Genomic DNA, 19,938 nt, shown 5'->3' with positions numbered 1-19,938 from the left:
TCGGACTTACATGCTTAAACAACGCATCATTACCGCCATCGTTCTGTTGGCTGTGCTCCTGCCCGCGCTGGCTTATCCCTCGCCTGAGCCTTTCTGTCTGTTGATTCTGGTGCTGATCGGTGCTGGTGCCTGGGAGTGGGGCCGGCTGAACAAGCTCGGGGGTGGTGCTTCGTGGACGTTGGCGCTTGTGGCTGTCCTGATCTGCGCCGGGCTTTGGCAGGGCGGCTGGCTTGAAAAACCAAGCGTTCGCTTGTGGCTACCGGTCGGTGCCCTTTGGGTGCTAGTCGGCGCTGGTCTGATCAAGCGTGGTGTCGATGGTTGGAGCCAGATTGCCGGCCCTTTGCGTGTTGCGGGCGGTTTATTGGCCTTGTGTCTCACCTGGTTGGCGGTGGGGCAGGCGCGCGTGATTGGCATCAACTTTTTGTTGTCGGTTTTGGTTTTGGTGTGGGTGGCGGATATCGCCGCTTACTTTGCTGGCCGTGCCTTTGGTTTGCGTTTTACCAAGGTGAAGTTGGCGCCCGCCATCAGCCCCGGCAAAAGCTGGGAAGGTGTGTGGGGCGGCATGGCGGGAGTGCTATTGCTGGCGCTGGGCTGGATCTGGGGTGACCACGCCTGGCAAGCCGCGAGCCCGAGCTTGTATTCGCGGCTGGCATCGGCCAATTGGCTGTTGCTGATCTTGGCTGTCGTCTTTCTGGCAGCCATGAGTGTGGTGGGGGATCTGGTCGAGTCGCTGATCAAGCGCAGTGCTGGCGTCAAAGACAGCAGCAATCTGCTGCCCGGCCACGGTGGTGTGCTGGATCGCGTCGATGCGCTGCTGCCCACCGTACCCCTTGCGATGATGTTGTACGCCTTTGTGGCATGAAGTTTTGGATATGAAGCAACGCCTGACCATCTTGGGCTCCACGGGTTCAGTGGGTGCCAACACGTTGGACGTGGTGTCGCGCCACCTGGATCAGTACGAAGTTTTTGCGCTGAGCGCCGCCACGCAGGTTGAGCTGCTGCTGCAGCAGTGCGCCGCCTACAAGCCTCGGTTTGCCGTGATGGCCAGCGAACCGCATGCGCATCAGTTGGCTGAAAAGATTAAGCAAAATGGGCTTGAAACGGTTGTTCTGATTGCGCAAGATGCTCTTGAAACGATAGCTTCGCACGAGCAGGTTGATGTGTTGATGGGCTCCATCGTCGGCGCAGCAGGTTTGGCACCGTGCCTGGCTGCCGCTCGCGCGGGCAAGCGTTTGTTGCTGGCCAACAAAGAAGCGCTTGTGGTTGGCGGCGACGTATTCATGGACGCGGTACGCACCGGTGGCGCCCGCTTGTTGCCCATCGACAGCGAACACTCTGCCATTTTTCAGTCACTGCCTGAAGACCCATCCACTTGGGCGCAGCGGGTGGAGAAAATCATTCTTACAGCGTCTGGCGGCCCGTTCCGCACATGGGCGCCTACCGATTTGCGCACCGTCACGCCCGAGCAAGCTTGTGCCCATCCCAACTGGGTGATGGGCCGCAAGATCTCGGTTGACTCGGCCACCATGATGAACAAGGCGCTTGAAGTCATTGAAGCACGTTATCTGTTTGGCCTGCCGCCCGAAGCTTTGGAGGTGGTGATCCACCCGCAAAGTGTGATCCACTCGATGGTGCAGTACCGCGACACATCGGTGGTGGCGCAGCTCGGCACGCCCGACATGCGTGTGCCGATTGCCTATGGCCTAGGTTGGCCCGAACGCATTACGTCAGGTGCGGCACCGCTGGATTTCCGCAGCTTGGCGGCCATGACGTTTGAGTCCTTTGACATGCCCGAGCACCGCGCACGCTTCCCCGGCCTGCAATTGGCCTGGGACAGCCTGCGTGGTCCGTCGGGTACGTGTGCGGTGCTGAACGCGGCCAACGAGATCGGCGTGGCCGCGTTTTTGGATCGGCGCATCCGTTTCGACCAAATCCACCATGTCAATCTTGCAACTTTAGAGGCGGTGGTGCCCTCCAAGCCCACAAGCCTGGACGACCTGCTGGCCTTGGATGCGCAATCCCGCGCAACCGCGCAGCAGTTGGTTGCAGGACTCGCCCACTAGTGGTGTTGAAGAGGGCCCCAGCATGTTGACCTTATTGGCGTTTTTAGCGGCCCTGGCCTTGTTGATTGCAGTGCATGAGTACGGCCATTACCGTGCGGCCGTGGCCTGTGGTGTAAAGGTACTGCGTTTTTCTGTAGGGTTTGGCAAAGTTGTCTACTCATGGACGCCCAAGGGCTCGCCCACCGAGTTTGCCTTGAGCCTGTTCCCGCTGGGCGGCTACGTGAAGATGCTCGACGAACGCGAAGCGCCGGTTGCGGCCGAAGAACGCCACCTGGCCTTCAATACCCAACCCTTGCGCTCACGTGCTTTCATTGTGGCCGCCGGCCCCATCGCCAATCTGTTGTTGGCCACGCTGCTTTACGCGATGGTGAACTGGAGTGGTGTCGACGAACCGCGCGCCGTGCTGGCGAGCCCTGTGGCAGGCTCGTTGGCCGAGAAAGCAGGCCTGGTTGGTGGAGAAGTCGTGTTGCGTGCCGCCAATGGCGACGATGCGCTGGACGAGGTGCGTTCGTTCGACGACTTGCGCTGGCGTCTCACACGTGGTGCGCTCGATGGTGAAAACGTTCGCTTGGAGGTGGCTCGCCCTGGCGGTGCTGCGGCAACCAGTGCGGCACGCGAGATCGTTTTGCCGCTGAGCGTCATTCAAAGTCCCGAGCCGGATGCGGCCCTGTTCCGCCGCATCGGTATCCTCTCGCCATGGACCAAACCGCTTATTGGCAGCTTGGTGGCCGATGGTGCTGCTGCACGTGACGGCCTCCAGCCAGGTGATGAAGTGCAGCAAGTGGGCGCGACCCGCATCGTGGATGGCCAGCAACTGCGCGAAACCGTGCGGGCGTCAGTCAATGGCGACCAGCCTGTGGCGCAAACCTGGACGGTGGTGCGTGGCGGCGTGCAACAGCAATTGCAGGTGACGCCCGACGTTCAAAAACAAGACGGCAAAGCTTTTGGCCGTATCGGTGCCTTCGTGGGGGCGCCGCCAGAAATGGTCACCGTGGACTATGGCCTGTTCGAAGGCCTGTGGAACGGTGCTGTGCGTACATGGGATATCTCGGTGCTCACCTTGCGCATGATGGGCAAGATGGTCATCGGTGAAGCTTCACTCAAGAATTTAAGTGGACCTCTTACGATTGCTGACTACGCCGGCAAATCTGCGCAGATGGGCCTGTCACAATACCTCACCTTTCTGGCGCTCATCAGTGTCAGCCTCGGCGTGCTCAATCTGCTGCCGTTGCCTGTCCTCGATGGTGGGCACCTGATGTATTATCTTTGGGAGGCGGTGACAGGCAGGGGCGTGTCCGACGCATGGATGGAGCGGCTGCAGCGCGGTGGCGTTGCGATTCTCCTGGTGATGATGTCCATCGCGTTTTTTAACGACGTCACCCGTATTTTTGGTTAACTGCACGCCATGTGCTGTTACGCGAGTTTGGCAAACCACTATTCATGAACAATCATTCAAAAAGTTATCGCCTACGGGCGTTGAGCGCGACTCTGGCCTTGCTATTCGCCACCAACGTTGCCTGGGCAGTGGACCCTTTTGCCGTGCGCGACATCCGTATTGAAGGCCTGCAACGCGTCGAGCCCGGTACCGTGTTTGCTTCGCTGCCGTTCCGTGTGGGCGATACCTACAACGACGAGCAAGGCTCGGCAGCCATCCGTGCGCTGTTCGCATTGGGCCTGTTCAAGGACGTGCGCCTGGAAACCAACGGCGATGTGCTGGTGGTGATCGTCGAAGAGCGTCCCACGGTGGCCGACGTTGAATTTGCGGGCTCCAAAGAGTTCGACAAAGACGTTCTGAAAAAAGCCATGCGTGATGTCGGTTTGACCGAAGGCCGTCCCTTCGACAAGGCATTGGCTGACCGCGCTGAGCAAGAACTCAAGCGCCAATACATCAATAAGAGTTTGTACGGCGCCCAAGTGGTCACCACGGTCACGCCGATCGAGCGCAACCGCGTCAACGTCACGTTCACGATCACCGAAGGTGAGCCGGCCAAGATCACCGAGATCCGTGTGGTGGGCAACAAAGCCTTCAGCACCTCCACCTTGCTTGGCTTGTTTGAACTGGATACCGGGGGCTGGCTGAGCTGGTACACCAAGTCCGATCGGTACTCGCGCGCCAAACTCAATGCCGACATTGAAACGCTGCGTTCGTACTATCTGTCGCGTGGCTATCTGGAATTCAAGGTCGACTCCACCCAGGTGGCGATTTCTCCAGACAAGGAAGACATTGCGGTCACGTTGAACATCACCGAAGGTGAGCGTTTTGTAGTGTCCGGCGTCAAGGTCGAAGGCAACTTCCTGGGCAAAGAAGATGAGTTCAAGTCGCTTATCACCATCAAGCCCGGCCAGCCTTACAACGCTGATTCGGTGACCAGCACCGTCAAGGCTTTTAAAGATTACTTTGGCAGCTTTGGCTTTGCCTTTGCCACGGTTGAGGCGCGTACCGATATCGATCGTGCGACCAACCAAGTGGCTTTGGTGTTGCAGGCCAACCCATCGCGCCGCGCCTATGTGCGTCGTGTGAACATTGCCGGCAACTCGCGCACCCGTGACGAAGTGATCCGCCGCGAGTTCCGTCAATACGAAGCCTCCTGGTACGACGGCGACAAGATCAAGCTGTCACGTGACCGTGTGGACCGCCTGGGCTACTTCAAGGAAGTCGGCATTGAAACGCAGGACGTACCGGGCTCACCCGACCAAGTCGACGTGCAATTGAATGTCGAAGAAAAGCCAACCGGTAGCGTGCAACTGGGTGCTGGTTTCTCCAGCGCCGAAAAGCTGTCGCTGTCTTTCAGCTTGAAGCAGGAAAACGCTTTCGGCTCCGGTAACTACCTGGGCTTTGAAGTCAACACCAGCAAGTACAACCGCACCATCGTGTTCAGCTCGATTGACCCGTACTTCACCAACGACGGCATTTCGCGCGCATTGGACATCTACCACCGTTCGCAGCGTCCTTACAACGACCAGGGCGGTGACTACCAATTGGTGACCGAAGGTTTGGGCTTGCGTTTTGGTGTGCCGTTCAGCGAAACCGATACGGTGTATTTCGGTACCGCATTGGAGAGCACGACCATCAAGCCGGGAACCAACATTCCTGCTGCTTACCTGGCCTATGCCGAACAGTTCGGCTACAAGAGCACCAACTTGCCGTTCACCATTGGCTGGTCGCGCGACGACCGTGACAGCACCTTGGCGCCAACGGCCGGCCGCTTTCAGCGCTTCAGCAGCGAACTCGGCTTGATCGGTGACGCCAACTACGTCAAGGCGAACTACCAGTTCCAACAATATGTGGCGCTGAGCAAGCTGTACACCTTGGCCTTGAACAGCGAGTTCGGCTACGGTAAGGGGCTGAGCGGTGATCCGTTCCCTGTGTTCAAGAACTTCTATGGCGGTGGTCTGGGTTCGGTGCGTGGTTTTGACCAGGGCACCCTGGGCCCACGCGATGTGACCGGTTCGTCGATCGGCGGCTCGAAGAAGTTCAACCTGAACGCTGAAATGTTCGTGCCGTTCCCAGGCGCGGGCAATGACCGTACGCTGCGGCTGTTCGGCTTTGCCGATGCAGGCAACGTGTACGGCGAAAACGAAAAGTTCGACTTGTCGATGGTGCGTGCATCCGTCGGCGTCGGTCTGAGCTGGATTTCCCCCGTGGGACCTTTGCGCTTGGCTTACGCCCAGCCCGTGAAGAAATTCCCAGGGGATAGAATCCAGAAACTGCAATTCCAAATAGGTACATCGTTCTAATGAAGAAATTTCTACGTCAATGCTGGCTGGCTGCAATCGTCGGCGTGATGGGGTTGTCGGCACAGGTGCATGCCCAGGCTGAAGATTTCCGTATCGGCTTCGTCAATACTGACCGCATCTTCCGCGAGTCGAGCGCTGCCAAGGCCGCGCAATCCAAGCTGGAGCAAGAATTCTCCAAGCGCGATAAGGATTTGAGCGACACCGGCGCGGCCTTGAAAAGCGCCTCGGAAAAGTTTGAACGTGAAGCGCCTACGCTGGCCGAAAGCCAACGTGTAGCACGCCAGAAGCAACTGGTCGAACAAGACCGTGACTTCCAGCGCAAGCGCCGCGAATTCCAGGAAGACCTGAACTCGCGTAAAAACGAAGAACTGCAACAAGTGCTGGAAAAGGCCAACCGCGTGATCCGCCAGGTGGCCGAAGCTGAAAAGTACGACGCTGTGTTGCAAGAAGCCGTGTACATCAACCCCAAGCACGACATCACCGACAAGGTGTTGAAGGCGCTGAACGGTGCCAACGGCGTCAAGTAAACGCCATTGTTGACAGCGCTGCTGCTGTCACAAAGCGCGTGGTGTGATCAAGAGTGATCATCGCGCGAGAAACACCCGACGCTAAGGCCCGAGCTTTAGCGTCGGGTAATTGCCTCTTCAACGGTCTCTTGGGCCCTTATCCCTTTACCGAATGGCATTGCAACTCAAAAGCATCGTCGACAGCCTCGGTGGGACTCTTCACGGAGACCCCGATGTGCTCATTCAAGCGCTGGCGCCTCTGGGTGATGCGGGGCCAGGTGAACTGACCTTCTTAAGCAACCCCAAGTACCGGCAACAACTGGCCGCCTCCCGGGCGGCCTGTGTCATTGTGGGGGAGGCAATGGAAGAGGCGGCCCGTGTGCGCGGCGCCTGCATCGTCACCCCCGACCCCTACCTGTACTTTGCCCGTTTGACGCAGCTCTGGGCGCGTCAAAACGGCCAAGCCGCAGTGCCCGGCATCCACCCCAGCGCCGTGGTTGACGCTGACGCTGTCGTCGACCCGACGGCCACCATCGGCCCGCTGTGTGTAGTGGAGCGCGGTGCGCGCATTGGCGCCCATACGGTGCTCAAGTCGCGTGTGACGGTGGGCGAGCGGTGCGTGATTGGCGCCCGTGGCATCCTGCATTCGGGCGTGGTGATCGGTGCGGATGGCTTTGGCTTTGCACCTTTCCAGAAGACCTGGGAAAAGATCGAGCAACTCGGCGCCGTCACCATTGGCGACGACGTGGAGATTGGCGCCAACACCTGTATCGACCGTGGCGCCATCCGCGACACGGTGATCGAAGACGGCGTGAAGCTCGACAACCTGATCCAGATCGGCCACAACGTCCACATCGGCAAACACACGGCCATTGCGGGCTGTACGGCGATTGCCGGCAGCACGCACATTGGCGCTTACTGCACGCTGGCTGGTGCCTCGCGTGTGGTGGGGCATTTGACCTTGGTGGATGGCGTGCACATCACCGCCACCACGCTGGTCACGCGCTCCTTGTTAAAACCCGGGGTCTATAGCGGATCCTTCCCACTCGACGAAAATGCGAAGTGGGAGAAAAACGCGGCGACGCTGAAACATCTGCACAGCTTGCGTGAGCGCATTCGGGCGCTCGAAAAACGAAACGAACAAGGCGATTCAGAACCATGATGGACATTCACACCATTCTTAAACAACTGCCACACCGCTACCCGTTCCTGCTGGTAGACCGTGTGCTCGACCTCGAAAAAGGCAAGACCATCCGTGTGCTGAAAAACGTCACGATGAACGAACCCTTCTTCCAAGGCCACTTTCCACAACGCCCGGTGATGCCCGGTGTGTTGATGCTCGAAGCCATGGCCCAGGCCGCCGCGCTGTTGGCTTTCCATGCCCTCGACGCCTCGCCTTGCGGCAACACGGTGTATTACTTTGCCGGTGTGGATGGCGTACGTTTCAAGCGCCCCGTGGAACCAGGCGACCAGTTGATTCTGGAAGCTGAGCTGCTGCGCATGAAGGCCGGCATCTTCCGCTTCAAGACGCGCGCCATGGTGGGCGACGAAGTGGCGGTGGATGTGGACCAACTGACCTGCGCGATGCGCACCATTGCCTAAGGGGCGTCGCGTGAGTCTCATCCACGCTACCGCAATAGTCGACGCCAAAGCCGAGATCGACAGCAGCGTTGAGATCGGCCCGTACACCGTGGTGGGCCCGCACGTGCGCATCGCCGCCGGCACCACCGTCGGCCCGCATTGCGTCATCGACGGGCACACCACCATTGGCCGCGACTGCCGCATCTTCCAATTCAACTCGATTGGTGCGGTACCGCAGGACAAGAAATACGCCGGTGAACCTACCGAGCTGATCATTGGCGACCGCAATACCATCCGCGAGTTCTGCACCTTCAACCTGGGCGTGCCCCAGGCCGGCGGTGTGACGCGTGTGGGCGACGACAACTGGATCATGGCCTACACCCACATTGCGCACGACTGCATTGTGGGCAACCACGTCACCATGGCCAACAACACCACCTTGGCCGGGCACGTGCTGATTGGCGACTGGGTGACGGTGGGCGGCCTCACCGGCATTCACCAGTTCGTGAAGATTGGCGCGCATGCTATGGTGGGCTTTGCTAGTGCTGTGTCGCAAGACGTGCCACCGTTCATGCTGGTCGATGGAAACCCACTGGCCGTGCGCGGCACCAACCTTGTGGGCCTACGCCGACGCGGGTTTTCCAACGCACGCCTGGCCGTCATCAAGCAGATGCACAAGCTGCTGTACCGCGAAGGCAAGACGCTGGCGCAAGCCACGGAAGACATTGCGGCGCTGCCCGGCAGCATGCCCGAAGCCGATGAAGACGTGGCCGCCATGACCGCCTTTTTGGCTAGTGCCGAGCGCGGCATCGCCCGCTGATGAGCGAGCCAGGTCAGGCTAAGTCGTCTCACGTGGCCATGGTCGCAGGTGAAGCCTCCGGCGACCTGCTCGCCAGCCTGGTCATCGATGGCCTGCGCGCCCGCTGGCCCGACCTGAAAACCAGTGGCATCGGCGGGCCGCAAATGATCCAACGCGGTTTTGACGCGCACTGGCCCAGCGAAAAACTGGCAGTGCACGGCTACAGCATTGAAGTCTTCAAACGCGTGGGCGAGTTGCTGCGCATCCGCAAACAACTGCGTGAACGTTTGCTGCGCGAGCGGCCAGATGTGTTCATGGGTGTGGATGCCCCCGACTTCAACCTAGGTCTTGAAGCCGGGCTGAAGGCCGAAGGTGTGCGTACGGTGCACTTTGTTTGCCCATCCATCTGGGCCTGGCGCCCAGAGCGCGTCCACAAGATTCGCCAAAGCGCCGACCACGTGTTGTGCATCTTTCCGTTCGAGCCTGAACTGCTGGCGAAGAACGGCATTGCCGCCACCTACGTTGGCCATCCGCTGGCCAGCGTGATCCCGCTGCAGCCCGACCAACGTGCAGCGCGCGAAAAGCTCGGTTTACCGCTGGAAGGGGCCGTGGTGGCCTTGCTGCCCGGAAGCCGTGGCTCTGAAGTCCGCTACTTGGCCCCAAGGTTTTTTGAGGCTGCAGCGCTGATGCTGAAAGCGCAGCCAGCTATTCAATTTGTAGTGCCCGCCGTGCCCGCACAACAAGCCGCAATTGAAGCCCACGTGGCCGCCGCTGGCATGACCGGGCGCATCCTGGTCGTGTCCGGGCAGTCGCATACCGTCTTGGCCGCGTGTGATGTGACGCTGATCGCCAGCGGCACCGCCACGCTGGAGGCGGCGTTGTTCAAGCGGCCCATGGTCATCGCCTACAACATGCACTGGTTGTCGGCCTGGCTGATGCGGCGCAAGCAGCTCCAGCCCTGGGTCGGCTTGCCGAATATTTTGTGCCGCGAGTTTGTCGTGCCCGAGCTGCTGCAAGACGCCGCCACACCGCAAGCGCTGGCCGACGCTGTTTTGCAATGGCTAGACGATCGCGCCCGTGGGTCTGCGAGAATCACGGCCCTTGACGAAAAATTTCTTGCGTTGCACCACGAGCTGCGACGCGACACAGCGCAGCTTGCCACCGATGCCATCCAGAAAGTCCTCCATTCCTGAACAAAGTGCGTTCGCCTGGTCCGCCCAAGGGCTGATGGCGGGGGTGGACGAGGCCGGGCGTGGCCCGCTGGCCGGGCCCGTGGTGGCGGCAGCCGTGATCCTGAACGACCTGAACCCCATTGCCGGTCTGGCCGATTCGAAGAAGCTCACCGCCGCCCGGCGCGAGGCGCTGTTTGACGAAATCCGCGCCAAGGCCTTGTGCTGCTCGGTGGCCGAAGCCAGCGTGGAAGAGATCGACGAACTCAACATCTTGCAGGCCACCATGCTGGCCATGCGCCGCGCTGTAGAAGGTCTACGCCTCACACCCGCTCGCGTGCTGGTCGATGGCAACCGCCTGCCCACATTGCGCGTGCTGGCCGAGGCCATCGTCAAGGGCGACGCGTTGGTGCCCGCCATTTCGGCCGCGTCGATTTTGGCCAAGGTGACGCGAGACCGCTGGTGTGCCGAGGTTGACGCCCACTACCCGCAATACGGCTTTGCAGTGCACAAAGGCTATGGCACGGCCGCGCATTTGGATGCCCTGCGCGCGCATGGTGCCAGCCCGCTGCACCGCCGTACGTTCAGCCCGGTGCGGCAGGTACTGTTATGACCAGCTCCAACATCGTCCACGTCACCGCGCGTGACAACGCCTTGCTCAAAGACCTGCGCCGCCTGGCGCAAGACAGCGCCGCTTACCGCAAGCAAGGCCGCGTATGGCTCGAAGGCGACCACCTGTGCCGTGCCGCATTGCAGCGTGGACAAAAACCATCGGTCGCGGTTTTTTGCGAATCTTTTTGGCCTGTAGCGCAGGTTGAATATGCACAAGCAGCTCCTAAATTCGTAGTTGTTCCCGATGCCTTGTTTGCCGAACTCAGCGGCTTGGAATCGCCCGCGCGCATGGGTTTTCTGCTCGACTTGCCCGAGGCAGCCGCGCCAATGAATGGCCAGGCTGCGGTGGTACTCGACCGCGTGCAAGACGCCGGCAACGTCGGCTCCATCTTGCGCAGCGCCTCGGCCTTTGGCTACAAGCAAGTCATCGCCCTTAAGGGCACGGCCGCACTCTGGAGCCCCAAGGTTTTGCGCGCCGGCATGGGCGCACACTTCGGTTTACGCTTGGTGGAAGGCGCAGACCTTGCCATGGTGCAAGCCACCCGTTTGCCGCTGCTGGTCACCAGCTCGCATGGCGGCAGCTACCTGCACCAGGCCGATTTACCTTGGCCCTGCGCCTGGGTGATGGGTCACGAGGGGCAGGGCGTGGCGCCTGAACTGGAAGCGCTGGCCGCGCAGCGCATCCGCATCGCCCAGCCGGGCGGCGAAGAGTCCCTCAACGTGGGCGCCGCTGCTGCCATTTGTTTGCACGCCAGTGCAACGCAGCGCACGTAAACATTTGTAAACGTATACTGCTTCGCAACTTCAAAGAGCGGGCGCGCCACCGTGCGCGGAGCGGGGATATGCAACAAGCAGTGAACGTGAACGCGCGCCATCGGTGCGCGTGCGGTCTATCTATGGGTGCGGAGCAACGCCAACAGTTCGGGGGCCTGAGCGTCGCCCAAATGGGGGGCGCGCGATGAGGTCCTCCGCCAGCACCTTTGGTGCAGACATACCAACCCCGCAGCCGTTCTGGCACCGCCTCAACAGCTTTTTCGCCTTTCCATTTCAGGCCAAGCCGTTGATGTACGGGTTGGGGATGGCGTTCTGCAGCCTGCTGTTCGATGCCATTTTCTTTTTGCCCGATGCGCTGGCGATCTTGCTGATCGAGCTGGGCATTGTGCTGGCCGCCAGCCGCTACGGCTTCAAGATCGTGGCCATGGGCTCGCGCGGTATTTGGCGCGCGGCCGACTTTCCGGGCACGCTGGACGAGGACTGGGTCAACCTGCCGTGGAAGCTGTTTGCGATCTCTTTGGTGCAAGGCATTGCGATCGGCTTTCTGGTGGAACTGAACCCAGGGCTCGGCACCCTGGGCTTGTTCGTGGTGTCGTTCACCTTCCCGGCTGCGGTGATCGTGCTGGTGCAGTCGTGCAGCTTCTTCCAGGCGATGCACCCCGGCCACGTGTGGGACACCATGCGCATCATCGGCTGGCCGTATGCGTTGTTGTGTTTCTTTCTCTTTTTGCTCAGCGCTGGAGCGCAGATCGCCATTGGGCTGCTGCTGCCGGTGATGGACGGGCGCATTGCATTGCCGATCATCAACTTCGCCTTCATTTATTTCGGCTGGGTCACGGCCAGCCTGTTGGGCTACGTGATGTACCAACACCATGAGGCCCTGGGCATCGACTTGCTGCCCGGTGGCGGTGTGGATGGCGCGTCGTCCATGGACCGCCGCACGCCCGAGCAAATAGCGGCGCAGCGCGTGGATGCCGAAGTGGCCCAATGCATTGCCGAAGGCGACCTCGGGGCAGCGTTCAGCATTGCCTACGAAACGCAGCGCACCGTGGCCTGGGACGACCTCGCCGCGCAGCGCCGCTACCACCGCGTGCTGACGTTGCTGCCCGATAAAAAGACCACGATGCTGGACCACGCGCAGCGCTTTATCCCCATGCTGATGCGGCGCGACCTGGCCTCGGAGGCGCTCAAGGTGTTCAAGACCTGCCGCGAGGCGGACAAGGGCTTTGCGCTTGAAGACCCGGCGATGGTGATTGCCATGGCGCGCTCCGAATGGCGCGGCGGGGACGCCCATGGCACGCTGGCATTGTTGTCGGGCTTTGACAAGCGCTTTCGCGGCCATGAAGCCATTCCGCAGGCCTACGAGTTGGCCGCACGGGTGCTGGTGCAGGGCTTGAGCCGGACCGATGTGGCGCAGCAGATTTTGCTGACGCTGGAGAACCGCTACCCCGACAGCGAGCAAACCAAAGAAGTGCGCTGGCTGCTGCGGCCAACATCAACTGCAGCTACAGCCGCCACCGTTACCGCGACAACGGCAGCCACCGCAACGCCGACCTGAGGTACCGGTTTCAGGCGTTCTGCAGCGCGCGCGTCACCATGTCGTTGGGCGCGAGACGCTGCAGGTGCGGCAGCAGGCTGATGGCTTTGTCGCGCTGACCTGTGTGCAGCAAGCCATTGGCACACACGGACAAGGTGTCGCCCAACTCGGGATGGTCGGGCGCGGTTTTCAGCAAGATGGTGCAGAGCCGCCCCGCATCTTCAAACTGCTTGATGCGCACGAAGCGGCGCGACAGCCGCGCCATGTCATCAGGCCGCAGGCGCACGCCGGGCTTGGCCTGGTCGAGGTAGGTGGTGAAGCTGGTGTGCTGCAAGGTCAGCGTCTCGGTGTCGGTGGCCGACAAGCGAAAGATGTGCTGCGCCGCGCGGTGAAAGTTGTCACTCGCGGGTTGCAGCCGTGCGGTGTTGAACCATGCGCGCAGGGTGGCGTTGTCGTGAGGCTGTAGCGCCGCCGCTGCACGCCATTCCGCGCTGGCCGCCTCGTGCTGCATCGCCGCCCCCAGCCGTTTGGCTTTGGCCACGTGGCGTTGAAAACCATCGTCTTCGTTTGCGCGTGCGGAGGCTTGGGTCTCTGGCGCCGCTACGCGCTGGAGCGCCATCGCCCCGGCCATCAATACGGCGCCGGTGATCAGTCCGCCCAAATGCGCCATGTACGCAATGCCTTGGCCGCCCACCCAATGTTGCAGCAACTCGTTGGCCATCCATGCCGGCAGCAACAGCAGCGCCGGGGCGGTCACGTAGTTGAAATAGAAAAACAACTGGTAGAAGAAACGTATGCGTTTGAGCCGGTACATCACGGCGTACATGCCCATAAGGGCCGACACCGCGCCCGATGCACCAAGACCCAAGCCGCCCTTGCCGGCATAGGCCCAGTCGGCGAGGGCCGAGGCGCCAACGGCCCCCAGCAGGTAAAAGCTCAAGAAGGTGCTGCGTCCCAGTGCCAGTTCGACGGAAAAGCCGAACAAGAAGAGGAACAGCATGTTGCCCAGCAGGTGGCCGGTGCTGCCATGCAAAAAAGCGCCGGTGAGCCAGGTCCAGGGTTTGAAATCAGCGTCCTTGGCGTAGTCCTGCGCCCAGCGCGCGGTGAACGGGGCGGGCCACATTGCATCGAACTGCTGGCGGTCGCGTAGCCATTCGGTGTACTGCGCATGCTCGGGCGTGATCACGGTTTGGGCGTGCAGTTTTTCTACGAAGGCTGGCTCACGTTGCAGCGCTTCCAGCAACTCATCCGTGCGCTTGTGGGCCAACAACTGCCGGGCGGTGCGGGCGTGCGGCGACTGTGTGCTGTCAAGCCAGTCCACAAAGGCCGGCAGCTCCAGCGCGGGCAACACGCTGCGTGCGTAGGCGCGTGCGGCACGCTCCTGTGCGTTTTCTTCACTGCGCTGCGGGCCCCAGAACACCAGCATGTTCAGCAAGATGAGCAACACCGTCATCCATGGCGGGTTACGCCAGCTGGGTCGGTTTTCGAGCGGGATGGCGTAGAACATGGCGCGCCCTTTGGCTCAGAGTTGGCCCGGCGCCAGGTGCCAACGGATGGCGGGCTTCGAGGCGGATGGACGTGTGGGCATGTCTTTGGCAGCGACGATGACGAAGCTGCTAAATGTATCTGCGAATGCACCGTTGGATGCCCTGCGCCACCACCCGCCTGGCGTCACCTCATTTGGTCACGTCGCGCAGCCAGGCCGCGCAGTCGCCTGAGGCTTCGACCGGCCAGTCCACCGTCAACGCCGTGTCGCCACGGCGCAGTTCAATGTGGATGTGTTGGCCGCTGGGCGTGTGGCCGTTGAACAGGCGTGACCACCAGCCGCGTGGTGCGGTCGCAGGGGGTGTTTGCGTGACCGGCGATGGCGTGGCGACGGCTGGTGCAGCCGTGGCGACTGGGGCAGGGGGCGGCATGGGAGCGGGTGTCGAAACAGATGGAGGTGAAGCAACTAGTGCAGGTGCCGATACTGCCGCCGGCTTAGCCACCACCACCGTTGCCGCCACAGGCGCCGCGCCACCCTCCAACCGCGCCACCAGGTTTTGCCCAAACTCCTCCCACATGCGGTCGGCCTTGGTCTTCATCACCGTGAGGCCGAAGGTGCCCAGGCGGCCCAGCACGTCGACCTTGACCTTCATGCGGATCTCGGTCTTGCCGTCGGGCAGGGCGGCGAGGAACAGTTCGCTTTGCTGTTTGAGCGAGCTGGCCACCGAGGCATCCTCACCCGTGCCTTCGCAGCGCAGGTAGTGCGGCGCCTGTTGCTCGACGATGGTGGTCTTGAGCTTGAACTTGGCGCTGATGAAGGAGATCTTGACGTGGATCACGGCCACGTATTCGACGTCGCTGATCACCTCGATCGACTTCATGCCGGGCACACAGCTGCCCATCACGTTGGGGTCGAGCAGCATGGCCCAGACTTTTTCCGTGGGTGCTGCCACGGTCATGATTTTTTCAATTTCCACGCATCTTCTCCGCAGCGTTCAAGACAGATTCGACGATTTGCGTGTAGCCCGTGCAGCGGCAGAGGTTGCCGTTGAGGCCGTGGCGCACTTCGTCGACGGTTGGGTTGGGGTTGCGCGCCAGCATGGCGCACGAGGCCATCAGAAAGCCCGGCGTGCAGTACCCGCATTGCAGGCCGCCGCATTGCATGAAGCTCTCTTGTAGTGGGTGCAGCTGCTCGCCTTGAGCCAGGCCTTCAACGGTGGTGATGTGGCTGCCACAGGCCTGCACGGCCAACGACAGGCAGGACTTGACGACCTCGCCGTCTTTGATAACGGAGCAGGCGCCGCAGGTGCCGGTTTCACAGCCGCGCTTGGTGCCGGTGAGATGCAAGTCGTCGCGCAAAAAGTCGGACAACATGCGCCGTGCGGGCACTTCCACGCTGTGGGGTGTGCCGTTGACGGTCACATCAATCTGGTGTTTGCTCATGCATGGGCTCCGTGGGTGTTCAGGGGCGCGGGGGAAAGCCCAAACAATTGGGCGATGGCGCGTTGGGTGACCACGCGCACCATCTCGCGGCGGAAGGTGTCCGAACCACGGGTGTCGGACACGGCCAAGATGTCCTGCGCCACGATGTCGGCGGCTTGCTCGGCCACGTCGGGCGTGACGGTTTTGCCAGTGAGGAAGTCTTCAGCGCGCGCCACGCGTGCAGGGATCGGCGTGGAGGCGCCCACCACCAACCGGGCCGAGTGGCAGGTAGCGCCGCTGCGTTGCGTGGCCAGTGCCAGGTTGACCAGCGGGCGGTGCTCAGCGGCGGTGCGCAGGAAGCGCGTGTAGTGACCATCCGCATCAGGCGCGGGTGGGGCGATGCGAATTTCTTGCACTACTTCATCGGGCTCGATGGCGGTGACGTAGTAGTCGACGAGAAATTCTTCCATCGACAACACACGTTCGCCGCGCGCACTGGCCAGCACCACTTGTGCGCCGAGCGACATCAAGCAGGTCGGTGGATCGGTGGCCGGGTCGGCATAACAAAGGTTGCCGCCGATGGTGCCCTGGTGGCGCACCTGTGGATTGGCCACCTGTGCGGCCATGGCGGCGAGCATGGGGTAGTGCTGTTGCACCAGCGGTGAGCGCGCCACATCACAGTGGCGCGAGAGCGCGCCGATGCGCAGGCCGTGTTGCGCGTCGAAGCTGATGCCTTGCAACTCAGGCAGGCGCGCCACCGAGACGATGTGTGTGGGCGAGAGCATGCGTTGGCGCATGGCCAACATCAGCGCTGTGCCGCCGGCCATGACGCGGCAGTCTTCGCCCAGGTCGGCCAGCATGCGGCTGGCCTCGGCCACCGTGGTGGGTTCCAGAAAGTCAAAGTCACGCATGCTGCGCCTCCTTTTGTTGGCGCAGCGCGGCCAGGATTTTCTCGGGCGTGATGGGCAGCTCGCGGATGCGCACACCAATCGCGTCATACACCGCGTTGGCGATGGCCGGGGCGCCGGGCAAGATCGCGGTTTCGCTCGCGCCCTTGGCGCCGTACGGGCCGTTGGGGTCGATGGATTCGACCAGGCCGCCGCGCAGCATGGGCACGGCGTCGGCCATGGCCATGGTGTAGTCGGCAAAGTCGGCGTTGGCGATGCGCCCGCCTTCCAATTGCAGGTGCTCGTAGAGCGTCCAGCCGATGGCCTGCACGGTGGCGCCATTGGTCTGCCCGTGGATGGCCATGGGGTTGAGGGCCTTGCCGCAGTCGTCGGAGACAAAGCTGTCGAGCACGGTGACTTGGCCGGTGGCGGTGTCGACCTCGACCTCCAGCGCCTGCGCGGCAAACGAGTAGGCCGGGGCGATGTTGCCGTAGACCTGGTCGTTGTGCATGGTGGTCTTGGCGTCCCAACTGCACGTCACCTGAATGCCTTCGCCGCCATGGCGCCAGATGTGCAGGCGCGCGAGCTGGGCGATGCTGGCTTGGCGTGTGGGGTCACCCTTTATGCGTACCATGCCCTTGGCCAATTCCAGTTGATCGACTTCGGCCTTGAGTTCAGTGGCCGCGAGCGCGAACAGTTTGTCGCGCGCCTTGCGTGCCGCCTGGATGGCTGCGTTGCCACCGGCGATAGTGATGCGCGAGGCCAGCGCGCCAATGGCGCTGGGAGAGGTGTCGGTGTCGGGCGGCACCACGTAGGTATGAGCCAACGGAATGCTCAGCTCATGTGCCACCACCTGGCTCAGCATGGTCATCGCGCCCTGGCCCACGTCGGCCTCGCCGCTGTGGATGTAAACGCGGCCGTCTTCGTTGATCTTGATGCCGACGGTGGAACCATCCCAGTTGCCGATGGTGCGGTTGCCGCTGACGTGCATGGCGGCGGCCATGCCGACGCCGCGGCGCTTGACGCCCGTGCCCTTGGGCACAGCGCGTTTGGCTTTCCAGCCGATGGCGTCGGTGCACTGGTCAATACATTCCTTCAAGCCAGTGCTACCGATCTGCCAACCGTGGATGCTGGTCTCGCCCGCGCCGATGGCGTTGCGCTTGTGGATGTCCACCGGGTCGAGGCCGAGCTGCTCGGCCATGGCATCGATGTGGCTGTTGAGCGCGAACTGCATTTGTGTGCCGCCAAAGCCTCGGAACGCGCCATGCACCGGCGTGTGGGTGTAGACCAGCGTGGCGTGGGAGCGCACGTTGGGGTTGCGATGCATGTTGTCGCTGCGCATGGCGCTGACGTGCATCACCTCGGGCGCCAAGCCGCAGTAGGCGCCGCAGTCGGCGATGATGCGCACCTCTTTGGCGACGATTTCGCCGTCGCGCATCATGCCCAGCTTGAGGGTGATGTGCTCGGGCACGCTGGACGGCGCGGCCAGAAAGTCTTCGAGCCGGTTGTTGACCAGGCGCACGGGCTGGCCGGTCTTGACGGCCAGCAGGCCGGCGATGAGGTTGTTGGCGTCTTCGACCATCTTGCCGCCAAAGCCGCCCCCGGTGGTGGCCTGGTGCACACGCACGCGCGAGATGGGTAATTCCAGCGCGCCGGCCAGGCGCACGCGGGCCAGCGACGCGGAGTGGGTGGAGGTCCAGACCTCTAGCCGCCCCTCGGGATCGATGCGCGCCACGCTGGCCATGGGCTCCAAATAGCCGGGGTATTGGGCGTGGGTGGTGTAGGTGGCTTCAAACACCAAGTCGGCCGAGGCCATGCCGGCGTCGACATCGCCGCGGTGGAACTGGATGTCGTGCGCGATGTTGTTGCGCCCGGGGTGGATACCGGGGGCTTCTTCGTCCATCGCTTCCTCGGGGCTGAGGATGGCGGGGAGTTCCTCAAATTCGATTGCGATCAGGTCGAGCGCGTCGCGTGCGATTTCTTCGGTGATGGCGGCCACGGCGGCGACTTCTTCGCCGGCGAAGCGCACCACGTCCTTGGCCAGAATGGCGCGTTCTTTGTGATGCACACCCCAGAGGGCGCCCGGCGCATCAGCGCCGGTGAGCACGGCGCGAACGCCGGGTAGGGCCAGTGCGGCGCTGGTGTCCACGCGGACGATGCGCGCGTGTGGATAGGGGCTGCGCAGCACCTTGGCATGCAGCATGCCGGCGACCTTGAGGTCGCCCGCGTACTGCGCACGGCCGAGCACCTTGGCGCGGGCCGTGACTTGGGGCACATCAGTGCCCAGGGTCGATGGATTCATGGAGTTACTCAAGCGAAGCGCGGCGCCGGGTGCAAAACACGGCGCCGCGGGAGGCAGATCAGTCGGCAGTGATGCCCAGTTCCTTGATGATCTTGCCCATCACCTCATAGTCCGAGGCGTTGGTCTTGCCCAGCACGTCGGGCGCGCCGCCGGCAGGCAGGGCACCGAACACGGCCAGCTTCTCGATCACTTCAGGCATCTTCACAATTTCGTTCAGGTGGCCGTTGAGCAGGGTGACGATGTCCTTCGGCGTGCCCTTGGGTGCGAAGAAGCCGTTCCAGGCGCCGACCACCACGTCCTTGTAGCCAAACTCGGCCAGCGTCGGCACGTTGGGCGCCAGCGGCGAGCGTTGTGCATCGGCAATCGCCAGCGGAATCAGCTTGCCCTGTTGCACGTACTGCGACACCGCGCCGATGGTGACCCAGGCGGTGTTGACGTGGCCAGCCACCACATCGGTGACGGATGGACCCACGCCACGGTAGGGCACGTGTGTGATGTGTGTGCCGGCTGCGCGGTTCAGCCATTCGGCTACCACGTGCATGGGCGAGCCCGCGCCGGGGCTGGCGTAGCTGATGGCCTTGCCGGCCTTGGCGGCGGCAATCATCTCAGGCACGGTCTTGAAGCCGGCGCCCGGATAGGCCACCAGCAGCAGCGGCTGGGTGGCCGTCTTGATGACGGGCTCAAAACCGTTCAACACGTCGTAGCTGGCCTTGGGGGCGAGCTTGAGCACCATGGGCGCGGTGGTGAAGGGGTTGGGCGTGAACAGCAGGGTGTAGCCGTCGGCCGGGGCGCGGCTCACAAAGGTGTTGCCCACCACGCCGCCCGCGCCGGCGCGGTTGTCGATCATCACCGGCTGCTTGATGCGCTGCGACAGCTTGTCGGCCAGCAGGCGGGCGATGGCGTCGGTGTCGCCGCCGGGTGGGTAGGCCACTACCACGGTGATGGGTTTGTTGGGGTAGGGGTCGGCGGCCAGAGCTGCAGTGGGCAAGGTTGCGCTGGCGGCTAGCGTTGCCAGTGCGGCGGTAAGAACGAGGCGGCGGTCAACATTCATCGTGTAACTCCA

The 19,938-nt window shown here is 62.3% G+C and carries 18 protein-coding genes; 12 read left to right on the top strand and 6 right to left on the bottom strand.

What is annotated here, in order from left to right:
- Nucleotides 1–10: 10 nt before the first annotated feature.
- The 12 genes from ACPWMG_RS20100 to ACPWMG_RS20045 all read left to right on the top strand — a co-directional run bounded on the left by ACPWMG_RS20100 (nucleotide 11) and on the right by ACPWMG_RS20045 (nucleotide 12,800).
- Entirely contained in the window at nucleotides 11–862 is an 852-nt protein-coding gene (locus tag ACPWMG_RS20100) for a phosphatidate cytidylyltransferase (RefSeq protein WP_483301258.1), read from the top strand.
- 10 nt (nucleotides 863–872) lie between these two features.
- Nucleotides 873–2,063 (top strand): 1-deoxy-D-xylulose-5-phosphate reductoisomerase, encoded by a 1,191-nt coding sequence (gene ispC / locus ACPWMG_RS20095; RefSeq protein WP_483301257.1) that lies wholly within the window; start codon nucleotides 873–875, stop codon nucleotides 2,061–2,063.
- A 22-nt stretch (nucleotides 2,064–2,085) separates the two neighbouring features.
- Complete coding sequence (gene rseP, locus ACPWMG_RS20090) at nucleotides 2,086–3,459, top strand: RIP metalloprotease RseP (protein ID WP_483301256.1); 1,374 nt, start codon at nucleotides 2,086–2,088, stop codon at nucleotides 3,457–3,459.
- Nucleotides 3,460–3,503: 44 nt separating this feature from the next.
- Nucleotides 3,504–5,801 carry an outer membrane protein assembly factor BamA gene (bamA, locus tag ACPWMG_RS20085; protein WP_483301255.1) on the top strand — a complete coding sequence of 766 codons (2,298 nt, stop codon included), beginning with the start codon at nucleotides 3,504–3,506 and terminating at the stop codon, nucleotides 5,799–5,801.
- Nucleotides 5,801–6,328: an OmpH/Skp family outer membrane protein gene (locus tag ACPWMG_RS20080; protein ID WP_483301254.1), complete on the top strand. Its 528-nt coding sequence runs from the start codon at nucleotides 5,801–5,803 to the stop codon at nucleotides 6,326–6,328. Before bamA ends, ACPWMG_RS20080 begins: the two co-directional genes overlap by 1 nt.
- Nucleotides 6,329–6,479: 151 nt before the next feature.
- Nucleotides 6,480–7,469: a UDP-3-O-(3-hydroxymyristoyl)glucosamine N-acyltransferase gene (lpxD, locus tag ACPWMG_RS20075; RefSeq protein ID WP_483301253.1), complete on the top strand. Its 990-nt coding sequence runs from the start codon at nucleotides 6,480–6,482 to the stop codon at nucleotides 7,467–7,469.
- Nucleotides 7,466–7,909, top strand: coding sequence for a 3-hydroxyacyl-ACP dehydratase FabZ (fabZ, locus tag ACPWMG_RS20070; RefSeq protein ID WP_483301251.1), 444 nt, complete (start codon nucleotides 7,466–7,468; stop codon nucleotides 7,907–7,909). The genes lpxD and fabZ overlap by 4 nt, the downstream gene beginning before the upstream one ends.
- A 10-nt stretch (nucleotides 7,910–7,919) precedes the next feature.
- Complete coding sequence (lpxA, locus tag ACPWMG_RS20065) at nucleotides 7,920–8,708, top strand: acyl-ACP--UDP-N-acetylglucosamine O-acyltransferase (RefSeq protein WP_483301250.1); 789 nt, start codon at nucleotides 7,920–7,922, stop codon at nucleotides 8,706–8,708.
- Nucleotides 8,708–9,880 (top strand): lipid-A-disaccharide synthase, encoded by a 1,173-nt coding sequence (lpxB, locus tag ACPWMG_RS20060; RefSeq protein WP_483301249.1) that lies wholly within the window; start codon nucleotides 8,708–8,710, stop codon nucleotides 9,878–9,880. The genes lpxA and lpxB overlap by 1 nt, the downstream gene beginning before the upstream one ends.
- Complete coding sequence (rnhB, locus tag ACPWMG_RS20055; RefSeq protein ID WP_483301248.1) at nucleotides 9,852–10,469, top strand: ribonuclease HII; 618 nt, start codon at nucleotides 9,852–9,854, stop codon at nucleotides 10,467–10,469. The genes lpxB and rnhB overlap by 29 nt, the downstream gene beginning before the upstream one ends.
- Nucleotides 10,466–11,242, top strand: a complete 777-nt coding sequence (locus ACPWMG_RS20050) for a TrmH family RNA methyltransferase (protein WP_483301247.1) — start codon at nucleotides 10,466–10,468, stop codon at nucleotides 11,240–11,242. The genes rnhB and ACPWMG_RS20050 overlap by 4 nt, the downstream gene beginning before the upstream one ends.
- 184 nt (nucleotides 11,243–11,426) lie before the next feature.
- Nucleotides 11,427–12,800: a hypothetical protein gene (locus tag ACPWMG_RS20045; protein ID WP_483301246.1), complete on the top strand. Its 1,374-nt coding sequence runs from the start codon at nucleotides 11,427–11,429 to the stop codon at nucleotides 12,798–12,800.
- 10 nt (nucleotides 12,801–12,810) lie between these two features.
- On the opposite strand, the gene ACPWMG_RS20040 is transcribed toward ACPWMG_RS20045, so the two are convergent.
- The 6 genes from ACPWMG_RS20040 to ACPWMG_RS20015 form a co-directional block, all read right to left on the bottom strand.
- Nucleotides 12,811–14,286 carry a rhomboid family intramembrane serine protease gene (locus ACPWMG_RS20040; RefSeq protein WP_483301245.1) on the bottom strand — a complete coding sequence of 492 codons (1,476 nt, stop codon included), beginning with the start codon at nucleotides 14,284–14,286 and terminating at the stop codon, nucleotides 12,811–12,813.
- A gap of 169 nt (nucleotides 14,287–14,455) precedes the next feature.
- Nucleotides 14,456–15,241: an SRPBCC family protein gene (locus ACPWMG_RS20035; RefSeq protein ID WP_483301244.1), complete on the bottom strand. Its 786-nt coding sequence runs from the start codon at nucleotides 15,239–15,241 to the stop codon at nucleotides 14,456–14,458.
- A complete protein-coding gene (locus ACPWMG_RS20030) occupies nucleotides 15,231–15,707 on the bottom strand; it encodes a (2Fe-2S)-binding protein (protein WP_483301243.1) in 477 nt (158 codons plus the stop codon). The genes ACPWMG_RS20035 and ACPWMG_RS20030 overlap by 11 nt, the downstream gene beginning before the upstream one ends.
- Nucleotides 15,704–16,597 (bottom strand): FAD binding domain-containing protein, encoded by an 894-nt coding sequence (locus ACPWMG_RS20025; RefSeq protein ID WP_483301242.1) that lies wholly within the window; start codon nucleotides 16,595–16,597, stop codon nucleotides 15,704–15,706. Before ACPWMG_RS20025 ends, ACPWMG_RS20030 begins: the two co-directional genes overlap by 4 nt.
- On the bottom strand, nucleotides 16,590–18,875 hold the full coding sequence (locus ACPWMG_RS20020) for a xanthine dehydrogenase family protein molybdopterin-binding subunit (protein WP_483301241.1): 2,286 nt from the start codon (nucleotides 18,873–18,875) through the stop codon (nucleotides 16,590–16,592). Before ACPWMG_RS20020 ends, ACPWMG_RS20025 begins: the two co-directional genes overlap by 8 nt.
- Nucleotides 18,876–18,933: 58 nt before the next feature.
- A complete protein-coding gene (locus ACPWMG_RS20015) occupies nucleotides 18,934–19,926 on the bottom strand; it encodes a Bug family tripartite tricarboxylate transporter substrate binding protein (RefSeq protein WP_483301240.1) in 993 nt (330 codons plus the stop codon).
- Between the last annotated feature and the right edge of the window lie 12 nt (nucleotides 19,927–19,938).

Source organism: Hydrophilobacter chitinilyticus (genome assembly GCF_049860745.1).
GTDB lineage: Bacteria > Pseudomonadota > Gammaproteobacteria > Burkholderiales > Burkholderiaceae_C > Rhodoferax_B.
This window is presented reverse-complemented; position numbering and strand designations above follow the sequence as displayed.

What these genes read in the sequence shown, in the direction of transcription:
- ACPWMG_RS20100 (WP_483301258.1), top strand. Translation starts at nt 11, where the DNA reads ATGCTTAAACAACGCATCATTACCGCCATCGTTCTGTTGGCTGTGCTC.
- ACPWMG_RS20025 (WP_483301242.1), bottom strand. Translation starts at nt 16,597, where the DNA reads ATGCGTGACTTTGACTTTCTGGAACCCACCACGGTGGCCGAGGCCAGC.
- ACPWMG_RS20040 (WP_483301245.1), bottom strand. Translation starts at nt 14,286, where the DNA reads ATGTTCTACGCCATCCCGCTCGAAAACCGACCCAGCTGGCGTAACCCG.
- ACPWMG_RS20020 (WP_483301241.1), bottom strand. Translation starts at nt 18,875, where the DNA reads ATGAATCCATCGACCCTGGGCACTGATGTGCCCCAAGTCACGGCCCGC.
- ACPWMG_RS20045 (WP_483301246.1), top strand. Translation starts at nt 11,427, where the DNA reads ATGAGGTCCTCCGCCAGCACCTTTGGTGCAGACATACCAACCCCGCAG.
- rnhB (WP_483301248.1), top strand. Translation starts at nt 9,852, where the DNA reads ATGCCATCCAGAAAGTCCTCCATTCCTGAACAAAGTGCGTTCGCCTGG.
- fabZ (WP_483301251.1), top strand. Translation starts at nt 7,466, where the DNA reads ATGATGGACATTCACACCATTCTTAAACAACTGCCACACCGCTACCCG.
- lpxB (WP_483301249.1), top strand. Translation starts at nt 8,708, where the DNA reads ATGAGCGAGCCAGGTCAGGCTAAGTCGTCTCACGTGGCCATGGTCGCA.
- ACPWMG_RS20080 (WP_483301254.1), top strand. Translation starts at nt 5,801, where the DNA reads ATGAAGAAATTTCTACGTCAATGCTGGCTGGCTGCAATCGTCGGCGTG.
- rseP (WP_483301256.1), top strand. Translation starts at nt 2,086, where the DNA reads ATGTTGACCTTATTGGCGTTTTTAGCGGCCCTGGCCTTGTTGATTGCA.
- ispC (WP_483301257.1), top strand. Translation starts at nt 873, where the DNA reads ATGAAGCAACGCCTGACCATCTTGGGCTCCACGGGTTCAGTGGGTGCC.
- bamA (WP_483301255.1), top strand. Translation starts at nt 3,504, where the DNA reads ATGAACAATCATTCAAAAAGTTATCGCCTACGGGCGTTGAGCGCGACT.
- ACPWMG_RS20015 (WP_483301240.1), bottom strand. Translation starts at nt 19,926, where the DNA reads ATGAATGTTGACCGCCGCCTCGTTCTTACCGCCGCACTGGCAACGCTA.
- ACPWMG_RS20030 (WP_483301243.1), bottom strand. Translation starts at nt 15,707, where the DNA reads ATGAGCAAACACCAGATTGATGTGACCGTCAACGGCACACCCCACAGC.
- lpxD (WP_483301253.1), top strand. Translation starts at nt 6,480, where the DNA reads ATGGCATTGCAACTCAAAAGCATCGTCGACAGCCTCGGTGGGACTCTT.
- ACPWMG_RS20050 (WP_483301247.1), top strand. Translation starts at nt 10,466, where the DNA reads ATGACCAGCTCCAACATCGTCCACGTCACCGCGCGTGACAACGCCTTG.